22 protein-coding genes are annotated in these 24,451 nt (G+C 66.3%); 15 read left to right on the top strand and 7 right to left on the bottom strand.

The annotated features are described in order from the left end of the window. Positions 1-63: 63 nt before the first annotated feature. Positions 64-438 (bottom strand): hypothetical protein, encoded by a 375-nt coding sequence (locus V6R86_RS11640; RefSeq protein ID WP_338504706.1) that lies wholly within the window; start codon positions 436-438, stop codon positions 64-66. A gap of 6 nt (positions 439-444) precedes the next feature. Here V6R86_RS11640 and V6R86_RS11635 point away from each other — a divergent pair, with 6 nt between their 5' ends. Next, positions 445-834, top strand: a complete 390-nt coding sequence (locus tag V6R86_RS11635) for a hypothetical protein (RefSeq protein ID WP_338504704.1) — start codon at positions 445-447, stop codon at positions 832-834. Here the strand turns inward: V6R86_RS11635 and V6R86_RS11630 are convergent. Both V6R86_RS11630 and V6R86_RS11625 read right to left on the bottom strand, forming a co-directional pair. Continuing rightward, positions 826-1,134, bottom strand: coding sequence for a hypothetical protein (locus tag V6R86_RS11630; RefSeq protein WP_338504702.1), 309 nt, complete (start codon positions 1,132-1,134; stop codon positions 826-828). The genes V6R86_RS11635 and V6R86_RS11630 overlap by 9 nt on opposite strands. A gap of 139 nt (positions 1,135-1,273) precedes the next feature. After that, positions 1,274-1,723, bottom strand: a complete 450-nt coding sequence (locus V6R86_RS11625; RefSeq protein ID WP_338504701.1) for a cytidine deaminase — start codon at positions 1,721-1,723, stop codon at positions 1,274-1,276. 290 nt (positions 1,724-2,013) lie between these two features. On the opposite strand from V6R86_RS11625, the gene V6R86_RS11620 reads away from it, so the two are divergent. Then, positions 2,014-3,699 carry a bifunctional metallophosphatase/5'-nucleotidase gene (locus tag V6R86_RS11620; protein WP_338504699.1) on the top strand — a complete coding sequence of 562 codons (1,686 nt, stop codon included), beginning with the start codon at positions 2,014-2,016 and terminating at the stop codon, positions 3,697-3,699. Between the two features lie 20 nt (positions 3,700-3,719). Here the strand turns inward: V6R86_RS11620 and V6R86_RS11615 are convergent, their stop codons facing one another. Next, on the bottom strand, positions 3,720-4,553 hold the full coding sequence (locus tag V6R86_RS11615) for a methyltransferase (RefSeq protein WP_338504698.1): 834 nt from the start codon (positions 4,551-4,553) through the stop codon (positions 3,720-3,722). A 149-nt stretch (positions 4,554-4,702) separates the two neighbouring features. Between V6R86_RS11615 and V6R86_RS11610 the strand changes: the two genes are divergently transcribed. After that, positions 4,703-6,427, top strand: coding sequence for a putative bifunctional diguanylate cyclase/phosphodiesterase (locus tag V6R86_RS11610; RefSeq protein ID WP_338504697.1), 1,725 nt, complete (start codon positions 4,703-4,705; stop codon positions 6,425-6,427). Here V6R86_RS11610 and V6R86_RS11605 read toward each other — a convergent pair. Then, entirely contained in the window at positions 6,421-7,347 is a 927-nt protein-coding gene (locus V6R86_RS11605) for an L-threonylcarbamoyladenylate synthase (RefSeq protein WP_338504695.1), read from the bottom strand. The two genes, V6R86_RS11610 and V6R86_RS11605, sit on opposite strands and share 7 nt — an antisense overlap. Before the next feature lie 49 nt (positions 7,348-7,396). On the opposite strand from V6R86_RS11605, the gene V6R86_RS11600 reads away from it, so the two are divergent. Further along, positions 7,397-9,073 carry an acyl-CoA dehydrogenase gene (locus V6R86_RS11600; RefSeq protein ID WP_338504693.1) on the top strand — a complete coding sequence of 559 codons (1,677 nt, stop codon included), beginning with the start codon at positions 7,397-7,399 and terminating at the stop codon, positions 9,071-9,073. A 78-nt stretch (positions 9,074-9,151) separates the two neighbouring features. Here V6R86_RS11600 and V6R86_RS11595 read toward each other — a convergent pair whose 3' ends face one another. Next, positions 9,152-9,505 carry a GntR family transcriptional regulator gene (locus V6R86_RS11595; RefSeq protein ID WP_338504691.1) on the bottom strand — a complete coding sequence of 118 codons (354 nt, stop codon included), beginning with the start codon at positions 9,503-9,505 and terminating at the stop codon, positions 9,152-9,154. 39 nt (positions 9,506-9,544) lie between these two features. Next, the gene (locus tag V6R86_RS11590) at positions 9,545-10,132 is read right to left on the bottom strand and encodes a nitroreductase (protein ID WP_338504690.1); all 588 of its coding nucleotides are present in this window, start codon (positions 10,130-10,132) and stop codon (positions 9,545-9,547) included. A 105-nt stretch (positions 10,133-10,237) separates the two neighbouring features. Between V6R86_RS11590 and V6R86_RS11585 the strand changes: the two genes are divergently transcribed. From V6R86_RS11585 to V6R86_RS11535, 11 genes are all read left to right on the top strand, one after another. Further along, positions 10,238-11,887 (top strand): peptide MFS transporter, encoded by a 1,650-nt coding sequence (locus V6R86_RS11585; RefSeq protein WP_338504688.1) that lies wholly within the window; start codon positions 10,238-10,240, stop codon positions 11,885-11,887. Positions 11,888-11,903: 16 nt separating this feature from the next. Then, positions 11,904-13,295, top strand: a complete 1,392-nt coding sequence (locus tag V6R86_RS11580; RefSeq protein WP_338504686.1) for an amidohydrolase — start codon at positions 11,904-11,906, stop codon at positions 13,293-13,295. Further along, a complete protein-coding gene (locus tag V6R86_RS11575; RefSeq protein ID WP_338504684.1) occupies positions 13,292-14,683 on the top strand; it encodes an amidohydrolase family protein in 1,392 nt (463 codons plus the stop codon). Before V6R86_RS11580 ends, V6R86_RS11575 begins: the two co-directional genes overlap by 4 nt. Next, complete coding sequence (locus V6R86_RS11570; RefSeq protein ID WP_338504683.1) at positions 14,680-15,342, top strand: NnrU family protein; 663 nt, start codon at positions 14,680-14,682, stop codon at positions 15,340-15,342. The genes V6R86_RS11575 and V6R86_RS11570 overlap by 4 nt, the downstream gene beginning before the upstream one ends. Before the next feature lie 21 nt (positions 15,343-15,363). Next, positions 15,364-16,704, top strand: a complete 1,341-nt coding sequence (gene glmM / locus V6R86_RS11565) for a phosphoglucosamine mutase (protein ID WP_338504682.1) — start codon at positions 15,364-15,366, stop codon at positions 16,702-16,704. After that, the gene (locus V6R86_RS11560; protein WP_338504681.1) at positions 16,704-16,904 is read left to right on the top strand and encodes a DUF1272 domain-containing protein; all 201 of its coding nucleotides are present in this window, start codon (positions 16,704-16,706) and stop codon (positions 16,902-16,904) included. The genes glmM and V6R86_RS11560 overlap by 1 nt, the downstream gene beginning before the upstream one ends. A 25-nt stretch (positions 16,905-16,929) precedes the next feature. Further along, positions 16,930-18,111 (top strand): bifunctional hydroxymethylpyrimidine kinase/phosphomethylpyrimidine kinase, encoded by a 1,182-nt coding sequence (thiD, locus tag V6R86_RS11555; protein ID WP_338504680.1) that lies wholly within the window; start codon positions 16,930-16,932, stop codon positions 18,109-18,111. Between the two features lie 14 nt (positions 18,112-18,125). After that, the gene (gene parC / locus V6R86_RS11550; RefSeq protein WP_338504678.1) at positions 18,126-20,360 is read left to right on the top strand and encodes a DNA topoisomerase IV subunit A; all 2,235 of its coding nucleotides are present in this window, start codon (positions 18,126-18,128) and stop codon (positions 20,358-20,360) included. Between the two features lie 52 nt (positions 20,361-20,412). After that, the gene (locus tag V6R86_RS11545; protein WP_338504677.1) at positions 20,413-22,431 is read left to right on the top strand and encodes a S9 family peptidase; all 2,019 of its coding nucleotides are present in this window, start codon (positions 20,413-20,415) and stop codon (positions 22,429-22,431) included. 90 nt (positions 22,432-22,521) lie between these two features. Next, positions 22,522-23,595 (top strand): ionic transporter y4hA, encoded by a 1,074-nt coding sequence (locus V6R86_RS11540; RefSeq protein WP_338504675.1) that lies wholly within the window; start codon positions 22,522-22,524, stop codon positions 23,593-23,595. A gap of 16 nt (positions 23,596-23,611) precedes the next feature. Beyond that, positions 23,612-24,394 carry a thioesterase family protein gene (locus V6R86_RS11535; RefSeq protein ID WP_338504673.1) on the top strand — a complete coding sequence of 261 codons (783 nt, stop codon included), beginning with the start codon at positions 23,612-23,614 and terminating at the stop codon, positions 24,392-24,394. The last annotated feature ends 57 nt before the right edge of the window (positions 24,395-24,451 follow it).

The following is a 24,451-nucleotide window of genomic DNA, read 5'->3' as shown; positions in this document are numbered from 1 at the left end:
CGGTCGCGTCGCAGCGATGTCATGAAGCCGGTGTAAATGTCCGCATTCGGTGGAAAGCGGACATCAGTGGGCAGCGGCCAAGCGGCTGCGCGCACCCTCTACGTCGATGTGCGTGAGGGGCCTGCTTTCGTCGGATAGAAAGAAGAGAGTTTCGGCTACAGCTTCATCGTCCCATTCGAAATCGTCACTCATGATAAGAGCGTCGGCAATGTAGGCTGCCGCTTCCAAAGGCAGCTTCTCTTGCGCGAGCGCGGCTAAGAGCTTGTCCACATGCTGGCGCAAGACCAGCGTGTTTGGCCCATCAGTGAGGATGACGTGTCCTGAGCCGCCCTTGGCGCAAGCGGCAAGACAAGCGGTGACCTCGGCCTCGATTTCAGTCCAAAGCTCGTCCGGTCGGAGCGCTCCGTTCAAGAAGGCTGTCAAGGAAAAGTGGCGCATCGTCGCATGTTAGGGCACGCCTTCCGACGTCCGCAATGGGTGGAAAGCGGACATCGGCTGCACTGGTTACAATGCCTTCAGCCGCCGTTTTGCTTATTCGAGCGCGGCGATGAGGGCGTCCAAGTCAACTGTGCGTCTGTCTTGCTTGCGTTAGTATGCGAAGTCGTCATCGTCTTCCGGAAAAAGGAAAAGCGAGACCTTGAACTCGCCTACGGTCTCGTCGCTCACGACGAAGCCGATTTTGCCCTCAATCTCACCTTCCGCAACAAGCCGATTCCATTCGGAGCTGAACCCACGCGCAGTTTCATTTGCCGCTCCATGCCCGAGGTCGCGATAAAGCTCGTTCCGCTAATGTCCGCAAAGGGTGGAAAGCAGACATTGGGCTGGTCAGTCTAAGTCCCACTTGAGCCGGGAGGCCTCAACCACGTCAGCGCCCATGTGACGGATGAATGCTGCCACCAATCCATCTTTGTGGCTCTGCCACTTCTCAGGCTCCTCATTCGGATTCACCCCATCAGCCAAGAACAACCAATCAAAAAACTGCACAGCGGAAACGGTGCCGGTCGCGGGAATGAAATCGTCAACGTGCGAAGGCTTTTCATCCACGATGCCGCCGCACCAGCCACGCTCCACGCAGACTTCGTGCATAAGAGAGTCGTAGTTCTTCGAGCCACTCATGGCGGTAAGTTCGCTCATCAGCCAAATGTCCGCAATGGGTCGAAAGCGGACATTTACCCTGGGACTTGGCAATGGGTGGCAAGTAATCATCAAAGGTCGTGCGAAACGACCGTTCCTCGACCGAACGGCGTCCTTTCTTCCATTTTAGCCGCGCGACCTAGTATTTAGCGGCGTCGCTGAGGCTCGCCGGGCCGAAGCCGTGGGGGATGAGGGTCGAGAGGGTCAGGCGCTCGATCTTGGTGCCGTCGCCGCTGGCGCAGAGGATTTCGAAGTCGCGGCCGGCGAGGTGGCTTGCTTCGAGGAGGGCCTGGCGGCAGCCGCCGCAGGGCGTGACGCTCTGGTCGCCGGTCAGCGTGTCGCCTGAGCCGTTGCCGCCGGCGACCGCGATGCGGGCGATGTTGTGGAGGCCGAAGGCGTGCTGGGCGGTGGTGAGCGCGCTTTGTTCGGCGCAGATGCCGAGGCGATAGCAGGCGTTTTCCATGTTGGCGCCGGTGACGAGCTGGCCGTCCGAGCTGAGGATCGCGCAGCCGACCGAATAGCCGGAATAGGGGGCGTAGGCCTTGAGTGCGGCGGCGCGGGCGGCTTCGATGAGGTCGGCGTCGGTCATGCCGGGTCTGTTAGCGTTGCACCCTCGGTTCGTCACCTTGAGCTTGATTTATATGGGCAGGAGCGGGACCCCGGATCAGGTCCGGGGTGACGGGGGGGCGTTAGTCGCTCGTCGGTCAGGGTGCGGACAGTTTGATTCTCTATCGGGGCGCCGCGGAATGGACGAATGATCTCGTCTTCTATGGGCTTCTGACGCAAGGGGCGCTGAGGAGGCGTGGAAGGCGATTCTCTGGCTTGTCACTGACGCCGTGGTAGGGGCGCCCAATCGCCGCGAGGGAGTGGATGGTTTTGATGCAGGCACGAATTCAACGCCTTTTGCTGCTCGCGTCCAGCGCGGGGCTGGCCGCGTGCGCAACGGTGGAGCGACCGGCGGCTCCGGTGAGGGCTGCGGCGCCGGTCGAGGTGCAGATCCTCGGGCTCAACGACTTTCACGGCAATCTCGAAACGCCGCGCGATCCGGTGCCGCTGCGCAGGGCCGACGGAACGACCGCGAAGATCCGCGCCGGCGGGGCGGCGCAACTGGCGGCGACGCTGAAGCGGCTGCGGACGGGGCAGGCCGAGACGGTGACGGTGGCGGCGGGCGACCTGATCGGGGCGACGCCATTGGTGTCGGCTTATTTCCTCGACGAGCCGACGATCAAGGCGCTGAGCATGGCCGGGCTCGATTATGCCGCGGTCGGTAATCACGAGTTCGACAAGGGCGGCGCGGAGCTGCTGCGGATGCAGCGCGGCGGGTGCGACAAGCTGACCACGCGGGTGCCCTGCGCGGTCGAGCCGCATGCCGCGGCGGGTTTTCGTTATCTTGCCGCCAACGTCATTACCGGGGGCGGGAACACGCTGTTTCCTGGCACCGCCATCCGGCAGATGGGGCCGGTCAAGGTCGGCTTTATCGGCATGACGCTGAAGGACACCGCGACGCTGGTGACGCCGGCGGGGGTGGCGGGCCTCACCTTTGCCGACGAAGCGGCGACGGCGAATGCGCTGGTCCCTGCTCTCAAGGCCGAGGGCGCGGATACGATCGTGCTGCTCGTCCATCAGGGCGGGCGGGTACCGCCGGTGTATGATGCGCTGGGCTGCGACGGGCTGTCGGGCGAGATCGTGCCGATCCTCGGCAAGCTCGATCCCGCGATCAGCGTGGTAGTGAGTGGGCATACCCACAATGCCTACACTTGCGAGGTGGGCGAGGGCGCGACGCGGCGCTTGCTGACCAGCGCGGGCAAGAACGGCTATCTGGTGAGCGACATCCGGCTGCGATTCGATCCGTCGACGCGGCGTCTTCTTGCAGCCAAGGCCGAAAACGTACCGGTGGTCGCGGAAGCCGATCCCGCGGTGCAGGCGCTGGTCGATCGTTATGTCGCCGCGGCGCGTCCGGCGGCGGAGCGGGTGGTCGGGCGGCTGTCGCGGCCTGCGCTCAAGGATGCCGAGGATGGCGACAGTTCGGCGGGCGAGTTGATCGCCGACGCGCAGCTTGCCGCGACCCGCGGAGGCGACAGGGGCGGGGCCGAGATCGCGTTTATCAATTCGGGCGGGGTGCGGACGGATATCGTGCCGCGGGCCGATGGCAGCGTCACGTTCGGGCAAGTGTTCGCGACCCAGCCGTTCGGCAACAGCCTGGTGGTGAAGACGCTGACCGGGGCCGAACTGAAGGCGCTGCTCGAGCAGGGCTTTCGCGAGGTGAACGGCAAGGTTCAGGCGAGCAGCCTGCTGATCCCGTCGGCGGGCTTTGCGTATCGGTACGACACGGCGCGCCCGGCGGGGCAGCGGATCGTGGCCATGACGCTGAACGGACGGCCGATCGATCCGGCGCGAAGCTATCGCATCACGGTGAATAATTTTCTCGCCAGCGGCGGGGATGGGTACACCGTTCTGGCGCAGGGCCGCGACCCGCGTGACGCAGGGCTCGATCTGGATGCGCTCGAAGCCTGGCTGGCGACCAATCCGGGCGTACCGGCGGGCAAGCGGATCAGCGGCAACTGATCCGCTTGGACCGCGTCGGCCTAGCGCGGCTTGACGAAGCGCAGGGTCATGCGGTCGCTTTCGCCGATCGCGAGATATTTCGCGCGGTCCTTGTCGCCGAGGCGGAGCGTCGGGGGGAGGGTCCAGACGCCGTCGGGCCAATCGGCCGTGTCCCTGGGATTGGCGTTGATCTCGCTCGATCCGGCGTAGCGGAAGCCGGCTTGTTCGGCGAGGCGGCGGACGGTCGAGACCTTGAGGTAGCCGCTCGATTTCTCGCGGGCGCTGTCGGCCGTCTCGGGGAGACGATGCTCTTCGATGCCGAGCACGCCGCCGGGCTTCAGCATCGCGTACATCTGTTGAAACGCGAGGTCGGCGTAGGGCTGGTCGCCCATCGCCCAGTTGTGGACGTTGCGGAAGGTGAGGACGACGTCGGCGGTGCCGGCGGGCACACCGGTGGCCGCCGCGTCGCGGACCGGGAAGGTGACCTGGCGGGCGCGGCCGTAAAGGGCGGCGTCCTTTTCAACGAGACGTTTGAAACCGCCTAGGCCGCGCTCGTTGGGAGCGGCGACGTAATAGGTGCCGCCGCCGTTCAGGACGTAGGGCGCGACGATCTCGCTGTACCAGCCGCCGCCGGGAAAGATTTCGACCACGGTCTGTCCGGGGCGGACGCCGAAAAAGGCAAGCGTGGCGGCGGGGTTGCGATATTGGTCGCGGGCGCGATTGGCGGCGCTGCGGGCGGGATTGGCGACCGCGGCGGCGAGTGCGCTTTCTTCTGAAGCGGTAAGGCCCGGTGCTTCGCCCGGAAGCGCGGTGGTGCAGGCGGCGGTGGCGACAAGCGCGGCACTGGCGGCGAGCAGGAAGTGGCGGCGGCGCATCGAAGGGGGTCTCCTTGAAAGGATTGGCAACAGGCGTGTGGCCTTGTTGCCGCGTGTCACGGCCGGCGGCAAGGCGAGGGGCCTAAAGGGCCGTAATGCCAGCGCAGTGAAACAGATGTTTAACGCCTTGCGGTTCATAGGCTTGGGCCATGTCGGCGTCGACCCGCAGCGCAATCAGGCAAGCGCCGTCCCCATGGGCGGACGGCGCCCTTTTGCTCGACGCCTTGCCGATCCCCGCCGCGATCATCGAAAGCCACGCCGGCACGCTCAGTATTTCGGCGCATAATAGCCGTTTCCTCGACGCGGTCGCGATCTCGACCGCGGGGAATCTCGACGGGTTGAGCGCTCAATGTCTGACGGGGGAAGGCCTCGTTTCGCGCTTTCTTGCGTCCTGGTTCGCTTGTCCCGACTTGGCCGATTGCGATCTCGACATGCGGGATGGATCGGGGGTCTCGGCGCGTTTCTATCAGTTGAAGCTCGCGCCGCTGCCGACCGAGGGTGGCACCCGCCGGGCCTTGCTGTCGGTGGTCGACCGGACCGCCGAGGTGCAGGCCGAGCGGTCGCTCCGCGCCGAAATGCTGCGCGACAGCCTGACGGGTCTGCCCAACCGGCTCGCCTTTACCGAGGTGATCGAAGCGGCGGCGCGAGAACCGACCGACAAGCCGGGTCATGCGGTGCTGGTGGTGGACATGCTCCGCTTCAGCCGGATCAACGAAAGCATGGGTGGGCTCGCTGGCGACGAACTGCTGATCACCTTTGCCCGCCGCCTGATTTCGGCGTTGCGGGCCGGTGACAGTCTGGCCCGGACGGGCGGCAACGAGTTCGGAATCGTGGTCGCGGTGCGCGGGACCGACGATGCGCTGAAGGCCGCGAACCGGATCCAGGACGCGATGAACGCGCCGTTCCGGTTGAGCGAACTGGAGATCAAGGTCGATTGCGCGATCGGCCTTGCGCTGATGCAGCCCGAGCAGGACGCCGAGGAGCTGTTCCGCAACGCCCAGTTCGCGGTCAAGCAGGCCAAGGCGAGCGGACGGCCCGAAGTCTACGAGCCCAAGGAAGCGAGCCTTGCCCGGCGTCGTTTCTCGATCGAAACCGAGCTTCGCCGCGCGCTCGAACGCAATCAGCTGAGCCTGAACTATCAGCCTTTGGTCGACCTCAAGACCGGAGAAGTGTCGGGTTTCGAAGCGCTGGCGCGCTGGAAGCATCCGGATCGCGGCGAGATTAGCCCGACCGAGTTCATTCCGGTCGCTGAGGAAAGCGGGCTGATCCTGCACCTTGGCCGCTGGGCGATGGACAGTGCGGCGACCACGCTCGCCGGGTGGGACGCGGAAGCGGGGCAGCGGCTGCCGTTCAATGTCGCGGTGAACCTGTCGGCGATCCAGGTCGCGCGCGACGACATCACCGCGATGGTCGGCGGGGCGCTGCGCTCAAGCGGGCTGACGGGCGACCGGCTGACGTTGGAATTGACCGAAAGTGCGATTGTCCAGGACCCACGCCGCGCGACGCGGGTGTTCGATGCGCTGAAGGCGCTCGACGCAAGAGTGGCGATGGACGATTTCGGCACCGGTTATTCGAGCCTCGCCTATCTTCAGCGGTTGCCGATCGACGTGCTGAAGATCGATCGCAGCTTCGTTTCGGGCATGATGATTGACCCCGACAGCGTCTCCATCGTGCGCGCGGTGCTGAGCCTTGCCGAAGCGCTTGGCATGTCGACCACGGCGGAGGGGGTCGAAAGCCGCGAACTGGCGACGACGCTGGCGGCGCTCGGCTGCGTGTCGGGGCAGGGGTTCTTCTTTGCCCGGCCGCTGGCGATGGCCGATGCGCTGCCCTTCTGGCGCAGCCGGCTGCGGTCGGCGGAGCGGCGCGCTTACTGACGCGGCGCGGCGGCGCGGGCTAGGCGGTCGTTGATCGCGCGGCCGATGCCATGATCGGGAATGGGTGCGACGGCGATGGCGGGGGCGCCGTTCGCGTCGGCGTCGTGAAGCAGATCGAACAGGCGCGCGGCGGCTTCAGCGAGGTCGCCTGACGGGCTGAGGCTGACGTCGCCGGCGACCGGGCCGAAGCCGATCAGCCATTCGCCTGGCGCGGCGTCGATCGCGTTCAGGCGAAGCGGTTTGGCCGGGGCATAGTGGCTGGCGAGCATGCCGGGCGCTTCGACCTTGTCACTGACCGTGGCGACGGCAGAAGCGATGTCGATCGGGCCGGGGCGGAGCAGGCGCGGGGGGCCGCCGGTCATGGCGACGATGGTGCTTTCGAGGCCGTGCGCGGTCTGCCCACCGTCGATCACCAGAGGGATTCGGCCGTTGAGCGAGGCGAGAACGTGGGCGGTTCTGGTTGGGCTGATCCGGCCGCTGGCATTGGCGCTGGGTGCGGCGAGGGGGCGGCCGCTGGCCTCGAGCAAAGCGCGCATGGCGGGATGGGCGGGGACACGCAGTGCGACGGTGGGTAGGCCGGCGGTGACGAGGCTGGCGATCGGGCTATTCTCCGCAAGCGGCACCACCAGGGTCAACGGGCCGGGCCAATGCTGCTCGGCCAACGCGCGGGCATCGGCGCTGAAGGTGCCGAGGTGTTCGGCGGACGCGAGATCGAGGACGTGGACGATCAGCGGATTGAAGCTCGGCCGGCCCTTGGCTTCGTAGATGCGGGCGACGGCGGCTGCGTTGGTCGCGTCGGCGGCGAGACCGTAAACCGTCTCGGTCGGGACCGCGACCGGTTGGCCGTCGCGGATCAGCGCAGCGGCCGCGGCAATCGTGTCGGGGCCGAAGGGCCGTATCTCGGTGCTCTTGCCCGGCATGGCGTCGCCGCTATGGCAATCATCGAGGCTTCACAAGGGAATGACGATTATGCCGCTTCGCTGCCCGGTCGAGGAACAGCGCTTCGTGCTTGAGCATGTGGTGGGGATCCACGAGCTCACCAACGATGTGGATATCGTCGACGCGCTGCTCGAAGGCGCGGCGCAATATGCGGAAGGGGAGGTCGAGCCGCTGAACCGCATCGGCGACACGGTCGGTGCCAAATGGTCGCCCGAGGGTGTCGCCATGCCGCAGGGCTTCCACGAGGCATATCGCCAGTTCGTCGAGGGCGGCTGGGGCACGATCAGCGCGCCGGAGGAAGCGGGCGGGCAGGGCCTGCCGCTCAGTCTCGGCGCGGCGGTGATGGAGGATCTGAATGCCGCCAATCTGGCGTTCGCTTTGTGCCCGATGCTGACCATGGGCGCGATCGAGGCGATTGGGGCGCACGGGTCGGAGAGCCAAAAGCGCGATTATCTGCCCAGGATCGTCAGCGGCGAATGGCCCGCGACGATGAATCTGACCGAGCCGCAGGCGGGGTCGGACGTCGGTGCGCTGCGGACCAAGGCTGTGCCGAACGGTGACGGCAGCTGGGTGATCACCGGGTCCAAGATCTACATCACTTATGGCGAGCATGATCTGGCCGACAACATCATCCACCTGGTGCTGGCGCGCACGCCCGATGCGCCGGCGGGGACGCGGGGGATCTCGCTGTTCCTGGTGCCCAAGGTATTGCCCGATGGCAGCTGCAACGATCTTCGCTGCGCGTCGATCGAGCATAAGCTCGGCATTCATGCCAGCCCGACCTGCACCATGGCGTTCGGCGACGGTGGCGGGGCGACCGGTTGGCTGATCGGGCCCGAGCATGGCGGCATGCGGGCGATGTTCACGATGATGAACAATGCGCGGCTGAATGTCGGTCTGCAGGGCGTCGGGATCGCCGAGGCCGCGACCCAGCGGGCGGTGGCCTATGCGCTGGGCCGGGTGCAGTCGGCGCGAGCCGGCGGGGTCAGCAAGGATGCGGTCGCGATCGAGCAGCATCCGGACGTCCGCCGCATGCTGCTGCGGATGAAGGCGCTGACCATGGGCGCGCGGGCGCTGGCTTATTACGCCTTCGGGCAGATCGACCGCGGGCATCGGGGCGACAAGGCGGCGGCGATGCGCGGCGACGTGCTGACCCCGCTGGTCAAGGCGTGGGGCACCGACGTCGGCTGTGAAGTGGCGAGCATCGGGATTCAGGTGCATGGTGGCATGGGCTTCGTCGAGGAAACCGGCGCGGCGCAGCACCTGCGCGATGCGCGGATCGCGCCGATCTACGAAGGCACCAACGGCATTCAGGCCGCTGATCTCGTCGGCCGCAAGCTGGGGCTCGACGGGGGGCTCGCGTTCGATGGGTTGATTGCCGACATCCGCGCCGAAATTGAAGCGCCGGCGCTGGTCGCGCTGGCCGATGCGGTGGAGATGGTCGCGACCACTCTGCGCGCGGCAGACCACGACGATCGCTTGGCAGGCAGCTATCCGTTTCTCACCATGTGTTCGGTGCTGACGGCGGGCTGGCTGCTCGAACGCCAGGCGCGGGCGGCGAGCGGGGATAGCCCGTTTCACCAGACCAAGCGCGCGGCGGCGGGGTTCTTTATCGCCGTGGTGGTGCCCGAAGCACTGGGCCTTGCGGCGGGCGCGGAAGCAGGCGCGGAGCTGCTCTATAGCGTGGACGCCGAAGCGCTGGCGTAACGTCATCCCGGCGTAGGCCGGGATCTCAGGCGGTCTGGCGTAACAGCGAAGTAGGTCCCGGCCTTCGCCGGGACGACGTCAGCTCCGCTCGAGCAGTTCGGCGGGGTCGATGCCGAGCTGCTCCATGCGGGCGCGGACGGCGGGCCATTCGCGGGCGATGAATTGTTCGCGCTCGCTGTTCGACAAGCGGTCGCGGGCGCCGTCGGCGACGAACATGCCGACCCCACGGCGGACCACGATCAGCCCTTCGTCCTGAAAACCCTGATAGGCCTTGGCAACAGTCAGCGGATTGGCGCCCTGTTCGGCCGCGAAGGCACGGACGGAGGGGAGGGGATCGCCGTCGGCGAACTGACCGGACAGGATGGCTTCGGCGATGATGTCGCGCAGCCGGACATAGACCGGCTTGGATTCGTGGCGGCTGCTGAGCGTCATGCTGTCCTAATACGGTGCGGCGCGAGCAAATGCAACAGGTTAGAGCGGCGGCGTCCAGCGACGGACGACGGTTGTCATGACAGGACGAGGTCTTTCTTCGAGCTCGCGGCCAGGCGAGCCGATGAAGAAGAAGCCGGCGATGCGCTCCTGCTCGCCGGTGCAGAAGGCGGCGCGCACCAGCGGGTCGTAGGCCGCCCAGCCGGTCAGCCAGCTGCCGACGAAGCCGTGCGCGTGAACCGCGTGCAGCAGGTTCATCGCTGCCGCGCCGACCGACAGTTCCTGTTCCCACATCGGGATCTTGTGAGGAATGACGGGCGCGGAGAGCAGCACTACCAAGGCTTCGCCGTGGCGGGCGAACTCGTCGGCCTTGAGACGATGCGCGGCGCCGGCTTGGGGGTCGTTGGCGTCGAGCGCGCGGGCGAGCAGGGCCGCAAATTCGTCGCGCTGGTCGGGGCCGACCACGACGAAGCGCCACGGCGCGAGCTTGCCGTGGTCGGGAGTCCGCGCGGCGAGCGCGATGATGGCGCCGAGTTCGGCCTCGTCGGGGCCCGGACCGACCATCTCCCGAGCGCGGCCCGAGCGGCGGCTGGCGAGGTAGGAGAGCGGGCTGGAGAGGTCGTTGAACATGGCCGCTCGCGAGATAGGGCCGCACAGCGATTGTCACAATGCGCTTGGCAGCGGCAATTTCACGCTTAAGGTGCCGCAACTTTTGGGAAGTCACGGGAACAGTACATGAAGCCTATGGAACTCTGGCAGGAAGGTGACTGGATCACCGCCATCGCCGTCGTCCTTTTGATCATCTTCCTGGCGATCGGCGGCAAGGTCGCCGTCCAGAAGGAGCCAGAGTTCGCAGGCCATCCCAAGGGCCTGTACATGCTGTTCTTCGCCGAAATGTGGGAGCGCTTCTCCTACTACGGCATGCGCGCGCTGCTGATCTTCTACCTGACCAAGCACTGGCTGTTCAGCGACGGCAAGGCGACGCTGATCTACGGCGCCTACACCAGCCTCGTGTACATCACCCCGGTGCTCGGCGGCTATCTTGCCGACCGTTATCTTGGTCAGCGCAAGGCCGTGTTGTTCGGCGGCCTGCTGCTGGCGGCCGGACACAGCCTGATGGCGGTCGAAGGTGTCGGCGGACAGAGCGATCCCACGATCAACGTGTTCTGGGCAGCGCTTGCCTTCATCATCGTCGGCTCGGGTTTCCTGAAAGCCAACATCTCGGTGATGGTGGGCCAGCTCTACAAGCTGACCGACGTTCGCCGCGACGGCGCGTACACGGTGTTCTACATGGGCATCAACGTCGGCGCGGCGATCGGTACGATCCTCGTCGGCTATCTCGGCGAAACCATCGGTTGGGGCTACGGCTTCGGGCTTGCCGGTATCGGCATGCTCGCCGGCCTGGTCGTGTTCGTCCTCGGCAAGAAGGCGTTGAACGGCGCCGGCGAAGCGCCGCGGCCGCTCGGCAAGAATGCCGAATTCACGATCTACGGAGTCGGTTTCCTCGCCGTCGCGGTGTGCTGGGCGCTGGTCCAGTATCAGGACGTTATTCAGGGCCTGCTGATCGTGTCGGGCGTCGCGCTGCTCGGCTACGTTCTCTACGAAAGCTTCAAGCTGCCCAAGGAACCGCGCGAACGGATGTTCGCCATTCTGTTCCTGATCAGCCTCAATCCGCTGTTCTGGGGCTTGTTCGAACAGGCCGGCGGATCGATGAGCCTGTTCACCGATCAGTTCGTCGATCGCGGCGGCGTTCCGGCGTCGATCTTCCAGTCGATCAATCCCATCTTCATCATGATCATGGCGCCGATCTTTGCGGGCCTGTGGGTGGCGCTTGGCCGGCGCAATGCAGAGCCGTCGGCACCGGCCAAGTTCGGCCTGGCACTGGCGCAGATGGGTCTTGCGAATCTCGTCCTCGTATGGGGCGCCGAGGCGTGGGGCATCGCGGTCATGACCCCGGTCATCCTGGTGTTCGCTTATTATTTCTTCGCCACTACCGCCGAGCTTTGCCTGTCGCCGGTCGGCCTCAGCGCGATGAACCGGCTGGCGCCCAAGTTCCTTGCCAGCCTGATCATGGGCGCGTGGTTCTACATGACCGCGGTCGGCAACTTCGTCGCGGGCAAGATCGGCGAAGCGACTGGCGGCCATGATGGCGACATCACCAAGCAGGGCCTGCTCGACGTGTATCAGCTGTTCGGCTGGATCTCGATCGGCGCGGGTGTCGCCGTGCTACTGGTCTCGCCGGTGGTGAAGAAGTGGATGCACCTCGACACGCTTGGCCGCGAGGACGAGCTTGCGGGCCGCGCCGAAATGGGCGGCGACCGAGGGCAGGATGCCGGCATGTATCCGCAGGACGAGACCGCGCCGAACGCGCCGCGTCAGGCATAAAGGGAAGAACAGGGGCATGAAGCAGGCGCTGATCGGGGTATCACTGGCGGCGCTTGCGCTTGCCGGCTGTGCCACCACGGGTGGTGGCGACAAGGACGACGGGGAGAGGATCCGGATCGCTGCCGATCCCTTCCCGTCGACCTACCAGCGCTATGGAGGAGCGCCGGTGGTGATCACCGGCGTCACCATTCTCGATGGCGAGGGCGGGCGGATCAACAATGGGCAGGTCGCTCTTGCCGACGGCAAGATCCAGGCGGTCGGCCAAACCGTCGCGGCTCCCGCCGGCGCGCAGGTCATCGATGGCACGGGCAAATATGTGACGCCCGGCATCATCGATGTGCACAGCCACCTGGGCGATTATCCTTCGCCGGGTGTCGAATCGCACGAAGACGGCAACGAGGCGACCGGGCCGTCGCGTCCCGAAGTCTGGGCCGAGCATAGCGTCTGGCCGCAGGACCCGGGCTTCAGCCGCGCGCTTGCCAATGGCGGGGTCACCGCGCTGCAGATCCTGCCGGGATCGGCCAACCTGTTCGGCGGGCGTTCGGTAACACTCAAGAATGTGCCCGCGCGGACGGTGCAGGGGATGAAGTTCCCGGGCGCGCCCTATGGCCTCAAGATGGCCTGCGGCGAGAACCCCAAGCGGGTGTACGGCGACAAGGGTGGTCCGGCGACGCGGATGGGCAATATCGCCGTCACCCGTCAGACCTGGATCGAAGCCAAGGCCTACAAGCGCAAATGGGACGCCTACGAGGCCGACGGCGGCGAGGCACCTGAGCAGGATCTGGCGATGGACACGCTGAAAGGCGTGCTCGACGGCAAGATCCTGGTCCACAACCATTGCTACCGCGCGGACGAAATGGCGCAGATGATCGATCTGTCCAAGGAAGCGGGCTACAAGATCAACACCTTCCACCACGCGGTGGAAAGCTACAAGATCGCCGACATCCTCGCCCGCGAAGGCATTTGTTCGGCGATGTGGGCGGACTGGTACGGCTTCAAGATGGAAGCCTATGATGCGATCCGCGAAAACATCCCGTTCGTCGACCGCGCCGGGGCCTGCGCCATCGTCCATTCGGACGACGCCAACGGCATTCAGCGGCTTAACCAGGAGGCCGCCAAGGCAATGGCCGCAGGCCGCCGCGCCGGGATCAACATCACCGAGGAATATGCCTGGCGCTGGCTGGGGATGAACCCGGCAAAAGCGCTCGGCATCTTCGACCAGACAGGCAGCCTCAAGGCGGGCAAGAATGCCGATGTGGTGCTGTGGAACGGCAATCCGTTCAGCACCTATACCCGTCCCGAGCGCGTGTGGATCGACGGGGCGCTGATGTATGACGCCAATAATCCGCGGATGCGGCCGGTGAGCGATTTCGAGCTTGGCCAGCCAGGCGAAGGGGACGTGAAATGATCCGCCTCACTCTTGCTGCCCTGCTCGGCGCGAGTGCGCTCGGGGTTGCCGTGCCGGCTGCCGCGCAGACCATTGCGGTGACGGGCGGCACGGTTGCGCTGGGTGACGGATCGGCGCCGATCTCCGGCGGTACCGTCGTCATTCGCGACGGCCGCGTCGTCGCTGCGGGGCAAGGCGTCGCGGTGCCCGCGGGCGCGCAGGTCATCGACGCCACCGGCAAATGGGTCACGCCGGGCATCGTCGCGGGCTTTTCGCGTCTGGGTCTTGCCGACGTCGATGCGGTGGCGGCCGCGAACGACCAGCGGTCGGACGGCCCGTTCAGCGCGGCGCTCGATGTCGCGCCGTCGATCAATCCCAATGCCGCCCCGGTCGCGATCAACCGCGCCGAGGGCGTCACCCGCGCGATCGTCGCACCGAGCACGGGCAAGAGCATCTTCGCGGGCCAAGGCGCGCTGATCGACACTGGGGCCGACGGCCAGCCGATCACCCGCGGCCGCTTGTTCCAGTTCGTCGAATTGGGCGAGGACGGGGCGGAAACCGCCGGTGGCAGCCGCAGCGCGGCGCACGCTTTGCTGCGCAATGCGCTGCGCGAAGCCGGTCAGGTCGCCGGTGGGCGAGCGCCTGCCCGCGATACGTCAGGGCAAACGGCCGACGATCCCGGCGAAGGGCCGGTGGTCGCCAATCCGAACGAAAGCCGCTCCTACGACGCGCGTCGCAACCAGGACGTGCTGCTGACCCGCTTCGATGCGGTTGCGCTGGTCCCGGTGGTGCAGGGGCGGCAAACGCTGCTGATCCACGCCGAGCGCGCGGCTGATCTCAGGCAGGTGATCGCCCTCAAGCGCGAATTTCCGCGGATCCGGATGGCGATCGTCGGGGCCAACGAGGGCTGGACCATTGCTCCCGAATTGGCGGCGTCGGGCATTCCCGTCATCGCCTCGGCGCTGACCTCGCTGCCCGGCACGTTCGAGAGCGTCGCGTCGACCATGAGCAATATCGGCCGGATGCGCGCCGCCGGGGTCAAGGTGTCGATCGGGACCATCAACGACGACGAGCAGCGCATGGCGTTTCGCGCGCGTTGGTATGCCGGCAATCTGGTCGGCCTGTCGCGCCTGCCGGGCGCCGCGGGCCTGAGCTGGGGGCAGGCGTTGGCCGCGATCACTTCCGGCCCGGCCGAGGCGATGGGGCTTGGCGGCGAGGTCGGCAGCCTGGCGCCCGGACGCCGCGGCGACATGGTGATCTGGTCGGGCGATCCGCTCGATAACCTCAGCACCGCCGAAGCCGTCTTCATCGATGGCGTGCAGCAGCCGCTGGAGACGCGTCAGACCAAGCTTCGCGACCGCTACCGGACGCTGGAGCGGGGCGCGCTGCCGGAGGCCTACCGGCGGTGAGTGCGGCGGCGACGACGGCGCTGTTCGCAGGCCTGTTTGTCGCCACCCACCTTCTGATGTCGCACCCGCTACGGGCGCCGCTGGTCGCACGGCTCGGACCCAAGGGCTTCTTAGCGGCTTATTCGGCAGTGTCGTTCGCTTGCTTCGTGCCAATGGTCATGGCCCGGCGCGCCGTGGGTGCGGAAGGCTTGCTGTGGCCGGTGCCAGGCTGGGCGTGGGGGGCGGCATTGCCGATCATGTGGCTGGCCAGCGTGCTGCTGGCGGGGTCATTCGTGCGCAATCCGGCAATGGAGACCATGCAGAGCCATGATGCGGTGATCGGACGGCCCGCAGGCGTGTTCCGCTGGACCCGTCACCCGATGATGTGGAGCTTCGCGCTGTGGGGGCTGGTGCATCTGCTGGTGAACCCGGAGCCGAGCGCGGTGGCCATTGCGCTTGCGATCCTGGTGCTCGCTCTGGTGGGCGCAAAGGCGCAGGACGCCAAGAAGCGGGAACAGGTTGGTGAGCGCTGGGCGGAATGGGAGCGGCAGACGAGCTTCGTTCCATTTGCTCGCGGCCTCGCGCTGCCCGGCTGGACCGCGTTCGTGGGCGGCACCCTCCTTTTCCTGCTGGCGACTTGGCTCCATCCGTTGCCGGTCGGGGTCTGGGCCTTGCGCTGAGCCCGCGCTAAGGGGCTGGTCATGGCACGCAAATTCTTTGGTACCGACGGAATCCGGGGTCTCACCAACAAGGCCCCGATGACGGCCGATATCGCGCTCAAGGTGGGGCAGGCCGCGGGCGCTCATTTCCTGCGCGGCGATCATCGGCACCGGGTGGTGATCGGCAAGGACACGCGGCTGTCGGGCTACATGATGGAAAGCGCGCTGGTGGCGGGGTTCACCAGCGTGGGCATGGATGTGGTACTGCTTGGGCCGATGCCGACCCCGGCGGTGGCGATGCTGACCCGTTCGATGCGCGCGGACCTGGGCGTGATGATCTCGGCCAGCCACAATCCGTTCCACGACAATGGCATCAAGCTGTTCGGTCCCGACGGGTTCAAGCTCAGCGACGAGGACGAGCTGGCGATCGAGGCATTGCTTGAGCAGGAGGTCGAATTGGTCGAGGCCAATCGCATCGGCCGGGCCAAGCGGATCGAGGATGCGCGCGGGCGCTATGTCCATTTCGCCAAGGCGACCTTTCCCGACAAGCTGCGGCTCGACGGGCTCAAGATCGTGGTCGATTGCGCCAATGGCGCGGCCTATCATGTCGCGCCCGACGCGCTGTGGGAACTTGGCGCGGAGGTGGTCCAGCTCGGCGTTCAGCCCAACGGCACCAACATCAACGACCAATGCGGATCGACCCATCCCAAGCTGTTGCAGGAAACGGTGGTGGCGACTGGGGCGGACATCGGGCTGGCGCTCGACGGCGATGCGGATCGACTGATCGTAATCGACGATACGGGCAAGGTGATCGACGGCGACCAATTGATGGCGCTGATCGCGCTCGACCAGCAGCGGCAGGGCTTGCTGCGAGGCGGCGGCGTCGTGGCGACGGTGATGAGCAATCTCGGGCTCGAGCGGCATCTGGGTGAGGCGGGGCTTCAGCTCCATCGCACCAAGGTCGGCGACCGCTATGTTCTTGAAGCGATGCGCGAGAAGGGCTGCAACGTCGGGGGTGAGCAATCGGGGCATATCATCCTTACCGATCATGCGACCACCGGTGATGGGCTGGTTGCGGGCTTGCAGATCCTTGCCGCGATGGTCGGGCAGGACCGCCGGGCGAGCGATCTGCTTGCGCAGTTCGAGCCCGTCCCGCAGCTGCTCCGCAACGTCCGCTTCAAGGCTGGTGCCCCGCTGGAAGACGCGGCGGTGAAGGCATGCATCGCCGATGCCGAAAAGCAGCTCGACGGGCGCGGGCGGCTGGTGATCCGCAAGTCGGGGACCGAGCCGCTGATCCGGGTCATGGCCGAGGGCGACGACGGACAGGAGGTCGAAACCGTGGTGGCGCGGATTTGCGCCGCGGTGGAAAAGGCGGCGGCCTGATGCTGGCGATGAAGGAGCAGTGCGAGCGCTGCGCCGAGGCGCTCCCCGCGCATCTGCCGGGCGCCTTCATCTGCAGCTTCGAATGCACCTTCTGCGCGCCGTGCGCCGAGGAACTGGACGAGCATTGTCCCAATTGCCGGGGTGAACTGCTCGACCGGCCGACGCGTTCGAAAGCAGCGGCGGCTAAGGCAAAATCTTAACTCGCGCGGCCCACGCAGGATCTGAATGACCGCCAAGAGCATCCCTCGTATTTTGATCATCGCCGGTTCCGACAGCGGGGGCGGGGCGGGGATTCAGGCGGACATCAAGGCCGTGACGATGCTTGGCGGCCACGCGATGACGGCGATCACCGCCGTGACCGCGCAGAACAGCCTTGGCGTCGATGCGGTGCATCCCGTGCCTGCCGAAATTGTGCTGGCGCAGATCGATTCGGTAGTTCGCGACTTCGGGGTGGATGCGATCAAGATCGGGATGATCGGCTCGGCCTTTACCGCGCGGATGGTGGCGGAGCGACTGGCGGCGATGGAGCCGCGGGTGCCGTTGGTCTTCGACCCCGTCATGATCGCGACCAGCGGCGCGGCGTTGGCCGACGATGCGACGATCGAGGCGTTCGGCGCGCTGATGGATCTGGCGACGGTGACGACTCCCAATCTCCCCGAGCTCACGCGGCTGACCAGCAAGGAGGACCCGATCGAGGGCGCGCTCGGACTCGTTTCCAGGCATCGCTGTGCGGTGCTGGTGAAGGGCGGGCATGACGAGGGCGAAGCCGTCGCCGATGCGCTGATCGAGGAGGACAATCTTACCAGCTGGCAGGGCACGCGGATCGACACGCCGCACAGTCACGGGACGGGCTGCACGCTGGCGAGCGCGATCGCTTTCGGCCTTGGCGAAGGTCGCCGTCTGGCCGAGGCGGTGGCGCAGGCGCGCGATCTCGTCCGCATCGCGCTGCTGGAAGCGCCGGGGCTGGGCGGGGGGCATGGGCCGATGGGGCAGGGGCAGGTCCGGCTCGACGTCGGGGGCAGCCCACGGCTGAACCAGGTCACGGTGACCGGAAAGGATTACGCCAAGCAAGTCGCTTTCTATACCAAGCTCGGGCTGACGCAGATCGTCGACAGCCCGGAGAATGGCTATGCCCGGTTCGAGGCGTGGGGCGGGGTGACTTTCTCGGTGCAGATCGATCCCGAGGAAGCGATCGCGCCGACCACCGCCGTCTATTTCGAATGCGACGACCTCGATGCCCGCGTCGAGGCGCTGGCCCGCGGCGGCATGGTGTTCGAGCATGGCCCGCGCGACCAGCCGTGGTTGTGGCGCGAAGCCCGGCTGCGCGATCCCGCCGGCAACATCATCTTCCTCTATCGCGCCGGCGAAGCGCGGCGCTTTCCCCCGTGGCGGATGACCGAGGGCTAGGCTAACACCGGGCCATGCAGCCCAGCGATACCGAGATCGAGGTTCCTTTCGACGCCGCGCTTTCCGAGCGTTACCTCGTCTATGCCCTGTCGACGATCACCGCGCGCTCGCTTCCCGACGTCCGGGACGGGCTGAAACCGGTTCATCGCCGCCTGCTGTGGGCGATGCGATTGCTGCGGCTCGATCCGGCCGGCGCCTACAAGAAGTCGGCGCGGGTCGTCGGCGACGTCATCGGCAAATATCACCCGCACGGCGACCAGTCGGTGTATGACGCGATGGTGCGCTTGGCGCAGAGCTTTGCCCTGAGATACCCGCTGGTCGACGGGCAGGGCAATTTCGGCAACATCGACGGCGATAACGCCGCTGCCTATCGCTATACCGAAGCCAAGCTGACCGCGATCGCGGCGCAGCTGATGAACGGCCTCGACGAAGGCACGGTCGGCTTCCGGCCCACCTATAACGGCGAGGAGGAAGAGCCCGAGGTCTTTCCCGGCCTGTTCCCCAACCTTCTCGCCAACGGCGCCAGCGGCATTGCGGTCGGCATGGCGACCAGCATCCCGCCGCACAACGTCACCGAGCTGATCGATGCGGCGATGCATCTGATCGACAATCCCGCCGCCGAAACGCGCGACCTGATGGACTTCGTATCCGGGCCGGACTTCCCCACCGGCGGACTGGTGGTCGATGCGCGCGAGACGATCTTGGCGGCGTACGAAAGCGGGCGGGGCAGTTTCCGCCTCCGGGCGCGGGCGGCGCAGGAGAAGGAAAAGGGCGGGGGCTGGGACCTGGTCGTCACCGAGATTCCGTACGGCGTGCAGAAGGCCAAGCTGATCGAACAGATCGCCGAGCTGATCGCCAACAAGAAGCTGCCGATCCTCGCCGATGTGCGCGACGAAAGCGCCGAGGATTTGCGCATCGTGCTCGAACCGCGCAGTCGCACGGTCGATCCCGCGCTGCTGTTGGAAAGCCTGTACCGGCTGACCGACCTCGAGATCCGTTTCCCGCTGAACCTTAATGTCCTCGACCAGCATCGCACGCCGGGCGTGATGGGGTTGAAGAGTTGCCTGACCGCCTGGCTGTCGTTCCAGATCGAGGTGCTGCTCAACCGCTCGCGCACGCGGGTCGGCAAGATCGAGGACCGGCTGGAACTGCTCGACGGCTTCCTGATCGCCTACCTCAACCTCGACCGGGTGATCGAGATCATCCGCACCGAGGATGAGCCCAAGGCGGTGATGATGGCCGAGTTCGGGCTTTCCGACCGGCAGGCCGAGGCGATCCTCAACATGCGGCTGCGGAGTTTGCGGCGCTTGGAGGAAATGGAGATCGCCAAGGAGCGGACCGCGCTGGCCAAGGAGCGCGAGGACCTGCTCGGTCTGATCGAAAGCCCGCGGCGTCAGCGCAATCGGCTCAAGAAAGACCTCGAAGGGGTCAAGGCCAAGTTCGGCGATCCGCGTCGTACGACCATCGAGGAGAAGCCGCTCGCCGCGCGGGCCGAGATCGACTGGTCGGCGATGATCGAGAAGGAGCCGATCACCGTCATCCTGTCCGCGCGGGGCTGGATTCGGGCGATGAAGGGGCATCTGGATCCGCAAGAGTTCGCCACGCTCAAGTTCCGCGAAGGCGACGAATTGTGGGGCAAGCCGCTGCATGCGCAGACCACCGACAAGATCCTGATCGCGGGCGAGAATGGGCGGGTCTACACGCTTGGCGGCGACAAGCTGCCGGGCGGGCGCGGGTTCGGCGAGCCGGTGCGCTTGTCACTGGATTTGCCGGCGGAGGTCGAGATCGCCGCGATACTGGTGGTCAAGCCGAGTGAGCGGCTGCTGACCGCCAGCAGCGATGGGCGCGGGTTCCTGACCAGCGGCGAAGCGGTGCTTGCCGAGACCCGCAAGGGCAAGCAGCTGATGAACCTGCGCCCCGGCGCCAAGCTGCAAGTGCTGCGCCCGGTGCCGCCCAATGCCGAAACGGTCGCGGTGGTCGGCGATAATCGCAAGCTGCTGGTCTTCAACCTCAGCGAATTGCCCGAAATGGGCCGCGGGTCGGGGGTTCAGCTGCAGCGTTATCGCGACGGCGGACTAGCCGATATTGCGGTGCTGAAGGCTGGCGAGGGTTTAAGCTGGAGCATGGGCGGCGACAGCGGGCGGACCCGGACCGAGAGCGACCTGACGCCGTGGAAGGCGATCCGGGGAGCCAGCGGCCGGATGGCGCCATTGGGCTTCCCGCGCAGCAACCGCTTTCAGGATGATTGATTCGGGTTAAACTCCTGCATTCGACTCGGGGTCGAACAGGGGAGAAAATTCGATGCGCAATCTGCTTCTTGCTGCCACCGCGGCCGCCACTCTTATCGCTGGAGCCGCCGTGGCACAGACAAGCCTTCCACTGATCCCCCGTGACGTTCTGTTCGGCAATCCCGAAAAGGCAAATGCGCGGATCTCACCCGACGGCAAATGGCTGAGTTGGACCGCGCCGGTCGATGGCGTGATGAACATCTGGGTCGCGCCCGCGGCCAATCCCGCCGACGCCAAGGCCGTCACGGCCGAAAAGACCCGACCGATCCGCAGCTATTTCTGGGCGCCGGACAGCTCGTCGGTGTTGTATGTCAATGACAAGGGCGGCGACGAGGATTTCCTGCTGTACGCTACCAGCCCAACCGGCGGCGAAACGCGGCTGCTGACGCCCTATACCAAGACCACCGTGCAGCTGGTCAGCATTTCGCCAACGATCAAGGACCGGGTGCTGATCGGCCTCAATAATCGCGACCAGAAGTGGCATGACGTCCACAGCCTCGATCTCAAGACCGGAAAGATCACACCGGTGATGATCAACGAGGGCCAATTCGCAGGCTTCGTAGCCGATGCCGGGCTGAACATTCGCATGGCGTCCAAACCGCGCAAGGATGGCGGCACCGACTTCTACATGGTCGATAACAACAAGGCGGCGGCAACCCCGTTCGCCAGCGTCGGCTTGGAGGATTCGCAGACAACGGCGCCCGCCGGTTTCACCGCTGACGGCAAGACGCTTTACTGGGTCGACAGCCGCGGCCGCGACACGGCGGCGCTGGTCGCGCAGGACGTGGCCACTGGCAAGACTCGCGTGCTGGCCGAGGACGCGCGCGCCGATATCGGGGGCGGTATCGCCAATCCGCGCACCGGTGAACTCGAGGCTTATTCTGTCAATTACCTGCGCAACGACTGGAAGCCCGTCGGCAATGCCATCGCCGCCGATCTTGCTTTCCTCAAGACGCAACTGAAGGGAGACTTCGGTATTGCGTCGCGGTCTACCGATGACCGCCTGTGGGTAGTGGGAGCCGCCGACGCCGATCGACCGAGCTCGACCTATCTCTACGACCGTCAGGCCAAAAAGCTCACCAAGCTGTTCGACAGCCGGCCTGCGCTGGCCGGCCTGCCACTGAGCCCGATGCAGACGCTGGAGATCAAGAGCCGCGATGGCCTGACGCTGCCGAGCTACCTTACCTTGCCGCCGGGAAGCGACAGCAATGGCGACGGACGTCCCGACCAGGCGGTGCCGATGGTGCTGCTCGTTCATGGCGGACCGTGGGGTCGCGATGGGTACGGCTTCAACGGCTACCACCAGTGGCTGGCGAACCGCGGCTATGCGGTGATGAGCGTTAATTTCCGCGCCTCCACTGGTTTCGGCAAGAAGTTCCTTGCGGCCGGCAACGGCGCCTGGGGCCGAGAGATGCAGAACGATCTGCTGGACGCGGTCGACTGGGCGGTAAAGAATGGCATCACCACCGACGACAAGGTGGCGATCATGGGCGGTAGCTACGGCGGCTATGCAACGCTGGCCGGCATGGCCTTCACCCCGACCGAATTCGCCTGCGGGGTCGCGATCGTCGCGCCGTCCAACCTCAACACGTTGCTGGCCTCGATCCCGGCCTATTGGGAAGCCGGTCGTGCCCAGCTTTACGGGCGGATGGCCGATCCCGGCACCGACGCCGGCAAGGCCTGGCTGCGCGAACGCTCACCGCTTTATGCGGCGGACAAGATCCAGCGGCCGCTACTGATCGGACAGGGGGCCAACGACCCGCGGGTCAAGCAGGCCGAGGCCGATCAGATCGTCGAGGCGATGCGCAGCCGCAATATCCCGGTGACCTATGTTCTGTTCCCCGACGAAGGCCACGGTTTCGCCCGGCCGGTGAACAATATCGCCTTCAACGCCGTAACCGAGAATTTCCTGTCCAAGTGCCTCGGCGGCCGGGCCGAGCCGATCGGCGACACGCTGGCGAAATCGACGGCCAAGGTCCCGCACGGCGCCCAATTCGCGCCCGGGCTGCAGGAAGCCATGGGCGGCAAATAGGGTCGCGCGACACCGGGCGCGGCGGGTTCGCCGCGTCCGGTTTGCCGTGACAAGGGTCGACAGAGGGCTCTCCATTCCACATGGAGGGGCATGGCCAATCTTGGAATTTGGGCTGCGCTGCTCGGCCCCTTGCTGGGCTGGGCGGTGATCCTTGCTGGATCAGCCATCCACCTATCGCCGCTGATTATTGGAGCGGTGCTGATCGGGGTCGTGATTGCCGCGGTGCATCACGCCGAAATCGTCGCGCACCGGGTGGGGGAGCCGTTCGGCACGCTGATACTGGCGGTCGCTGTGACGATCATCGAAGTGGGCCTGATTCTGTCGCTGATGCTGACCAACCGCGAGGCGGCCAGCACGCTTGCCCGCGACACGGTGTTCGCAGCGGCGATGATCATCCTCAACCTGCTGCTCGGCCTGTGTCTGGTGGCGGCGGCACGGCATCAAAAGGAAGCACGGTTCACTCGCACGGGCGCTACCGCGGCTCTGAGCACACTGGCGACGCTGATGGTGCTGACCCTGGTGCTGCCGAACTTCACCACCAGCGTGGCGGGGCCGATTTATAGCGGGACGCAACTCGCCTTCGTGGCCGCCTTTTCGCTCGTCCTCTACCTCGTCTTCGTATTCGTGCAGACGGTCGGCAACCGCGATTATTTCCTGCCCAAGGGCGATCTGGCGCGGCTGCCCGCAGTGCATGCCGAGAAACCGGACTTGCGGACCAGCTGGATCTCGTTCGGCGCGCTGCTGGTTAGCCTCGGCGCGGTGATCCTGCTGGCCAAATCACTGTCGGGACCGCTCGAGCAGGCGGTGGCTGCGGCCGGGGCCCCGCTGTCGCTGGTCGGTATCGCGATTGCCGGCATCGTGCTGCTGCCCGAAAGCGTGGCCGCCGTTCGCGCGGCGCGGGCCAATCGGCTGCAGACCAGCCTCAACCTGGCGCTCGGCTCGGCGCTGGCGACGATCGGGCTCACCATCCCGGCGGTCACCGTTGCTTCCTTTTTCCTCGGCCTGCCGCTGTCGCTCGGCCTCGATACCAAGAGCATCACCCTGCTTGCGCTGACCCTGTTCATCGCGAGCCTGTCGATCGCCCGTGGCCGCACGACGCTGCTGCACGGGTCGGTGCACCTCACCGTCTTCGCGGCCTATCTGCTGACGACCATCCTTCCCTGAATTGAGCTGCACCCCGATGGACCACCCTTCGCTCGCCGCCGTGATCGCCTCGCTTGCCGGCGATCCCCTGTCGCTCGTTGCGCCGCCGAGCTGGAGCCAGGGGCGGACGCTGTATGGCGGAATGACCGCCGCGCTGTCGTGGGCGGCGGCCGCGAAGACCTTTCGCGATCTGCCGCCGCTGCGCTCGGTCCAGGCGGCTTTTATCGGCCCGGCGAGTGGGCGGCTGACGCTGGAGCCCGCGATCCTGCGCCGGGGTAAATCGGCGACAACGGTCGGAGTCGATGTTCACGGGGACGCGGGACTGGCGGCGCGGCTTACCTTTTTCTGCGGGGCGGCGCGGCCCTCCAAGGTCGCGCATGAGCGGGTCACGGCTCCCGCGGCCCCCGTCCCGGGCGATCTTCCGGCGGTGCTGAAGGCAGGGCAGGGACCGACCTTTGCCGCCAATTACGAGATACGCCATGTATCCGGCGGGCTGCCGTTCAGCGGCGGCGAGCCCGAATTCGTGATGTGGGCCCGGCTGCGCGAGGCCGAGGGGGCTGACCCCTTGGTGTCGCTGATCGCGCTGGCCGACGTGCTTCCGCCCGCATCCATGCCGGTGTTTCCCGAATTCGGCGTGATCAGCAGCCTGTCGTGGAGCTTCGATCTCGATCGCCGGCCGGACGATGCCGCCGCCTGGTATCTTTGCCGCGCGGTCAGCGAGAGCACCGCCGACGGTTATTCGCGGCAGGCGATGGACGTGTGGGATGCTTCCGGTCGCCGGGTTCTGGCGGGACGACAAACGGTCGCCATCTTCGTCTAGACCGGCTGTCGCGTTGCGTGTCGGCTACGCGGCATCTATGGCGCTCGCAACTCATCC

This window comes from Sphingomonas kaistensis, assembly GCF_036884275.1.
Classification (GTDB): domain Bacteria; phylum Pseudomonadota; class Alphaproteobacteria; order Sphingomonadales; family Sphingomonadaceae; genus Sphingomicrobium; species Sphingomicrobium kaistense_A.
The sequence above is the reverse complement of the archived record's forward strand: the minus strand, read 5'-3'. Positions and strand labels throughout refer to the sequence as shown.

What these genes read in the sequence shown, in the direction of transcription:
- V6R86_RS11630 (WP_338504702.1), bottom strand. Translation starts at nt 1,134, where the DNA reads ATGAGCGAACTTACCGCCATGAGTGGCTCGAAGAACTACGACTCTCTT.
- V6R86_RS11620 (WP_338504699.1), top strand. Translation starts at nt 2,014, where the DNA reads ATGCAGGCACGAATTCAACGCCTTTTGCTGCTCGCGTCCAGCGCGGGG.
- V6R86_RS11580 (WP_338504686.1), top strand. Translation starts at nt 11,904, where the DNA reads ATGAAGCAGGCGCTGATCGGGGTATCACTGGCGGCGCTTGCGCTTGCC.
- V6R86_RS11625 (WP_338504701.1), bottom strand. Translation starts at nt 1,723, where the DNA reads ATGACCGACGCCGACCTCATCGAAGCCGCCCGCGCCGCCGCACTCAAG.
- V6R86_RS11545 (WP_338504677.1), top strand. Translation starts at nt 20,413, where the DNA reads ATGCGCAATCTGCTTCTTGCTGCCACCGCGGCCGCCACTCTTATCGCT.
- V6R86_RS11590 (WP_338504690.1), bottom strand. Translation starts at nt 10,132, where the DNA reads ATGTTCAACGACCTCTCCAGCCCGCTCTCCTACCTCGCCAGCCGCCGC.
- V6R86_RS11575 (WP_338504684.1), top strand. Translation starts at nt 13,292, where the DNA reads ATGATCCGCCTCACTCTTGCTGCCCTGCTCGGCGCGAGTGCGCTCGGG.
- V6R86_RS11540 (WP_338504675.1), top strand. Translation starts at nt 22,522, where the DNA reads ATGGCCAATCTTGGAATTTGGGCTGCGCTGCTCGGCCCCTTGCTGGGC.
- V6R86_RS11595 (WP_338504691.1), bottom strand. Translation starts at nt 9,505, where the DNA reads ATGACGCTCAGCAGCCGCCACGAATCCAAGCCGGTCTATGTCCGGCTG.
- glmM (WP_338504682.1), top strand. Translation starts at nt 15,364, where the DNA reads ATGGCACGCAAATTCTTTGGTACCGACGGAATCCGGGGTCTCACCAAC.
- V6R86_RS11640 (WP_338504706.1), bottom strand. Translation starts at nt 438, where the DNA reads ATGCGCCACTTTTCCTTGACAGCCTTCTTGAACGGAGCGCTCCGACCG.
- thiD (WP_338504680.1), top strand. Translation starts at nt 16,930, where the DNA reads ATGACCGCCAAGAGCATCCCTCGTATTTTGATCATCGCCGGTTCCGAC.
- V6R86_RS11600 (WP_338504693.1), top strand. Translation starts at nt 7,397, where the DNA reads ATGCCGCTTCGCTGCCCGGTCGAGGAACAGCGCTTCGTGCTTGAGCAT.
- V6R86_RS11560 (WP_338504681.1), top strand. Translation starts at nt 16,704, where the DNA reads ATGCTGGCGATGAAGGAGCAGTGCGAGCGCTGCGCCGAGGCGCTCCCC.
- V6R86_RS11615 (WP_338504698.1), bottom strand. Translation starts at nt 4,553, where the DNA reads ATGCGCCGCCGCCACTTCCTGCTCGCCGCCAGTGCCGCGCTTGTCGCC.
- V6R86_RS11635 (WP_338504704.1), top strand. Translation starts at nt 445, where the DNA reads ATGTTAGGGCACGCCTTCCGACGTCCGCAATGGGTGGAAAGCGGACAT.
- V6R86_RS11585 (WP_338504688.1), top strand. Translation starts at nt 10,238, where the DNA reads ATGAAGCCTATGGAACTCTGGCAGGAAGGTGACTGGATCACCGCCATC.
- V6R86_RS11535 (WP_338504673.1), top strand. Translation starts at nt 23,612, where the DNA reads ATGGACCACCCTTCGCTCGCCGCCGTGATCGCCTCGCTTGCCGGCGAT.
- V6R86_RS11605 (WP_338504695.1), bottom strand. Translation starts at nt 7,347, where the DNA reads ATGCCGGGCAAGAGCACCGAGATACGGCCCTTCGGCCCCGACACGATT.
- parC (WP_338504678.1), top strand. Translation starts at nt 18,126, where the DNA reads ATGCAGCCCAGCGATACCGAGATCGAGGTTCCTTTCGACGCCGCGCTT.
- V6R86_RS11610 (WP_338504697.1), top strand. Translation starts at nt 4,703, where the DNA reads ATGTCGGCGTCGACCCGCAGCGCAATCAGGCAAGCGCCGTCCCCATGG.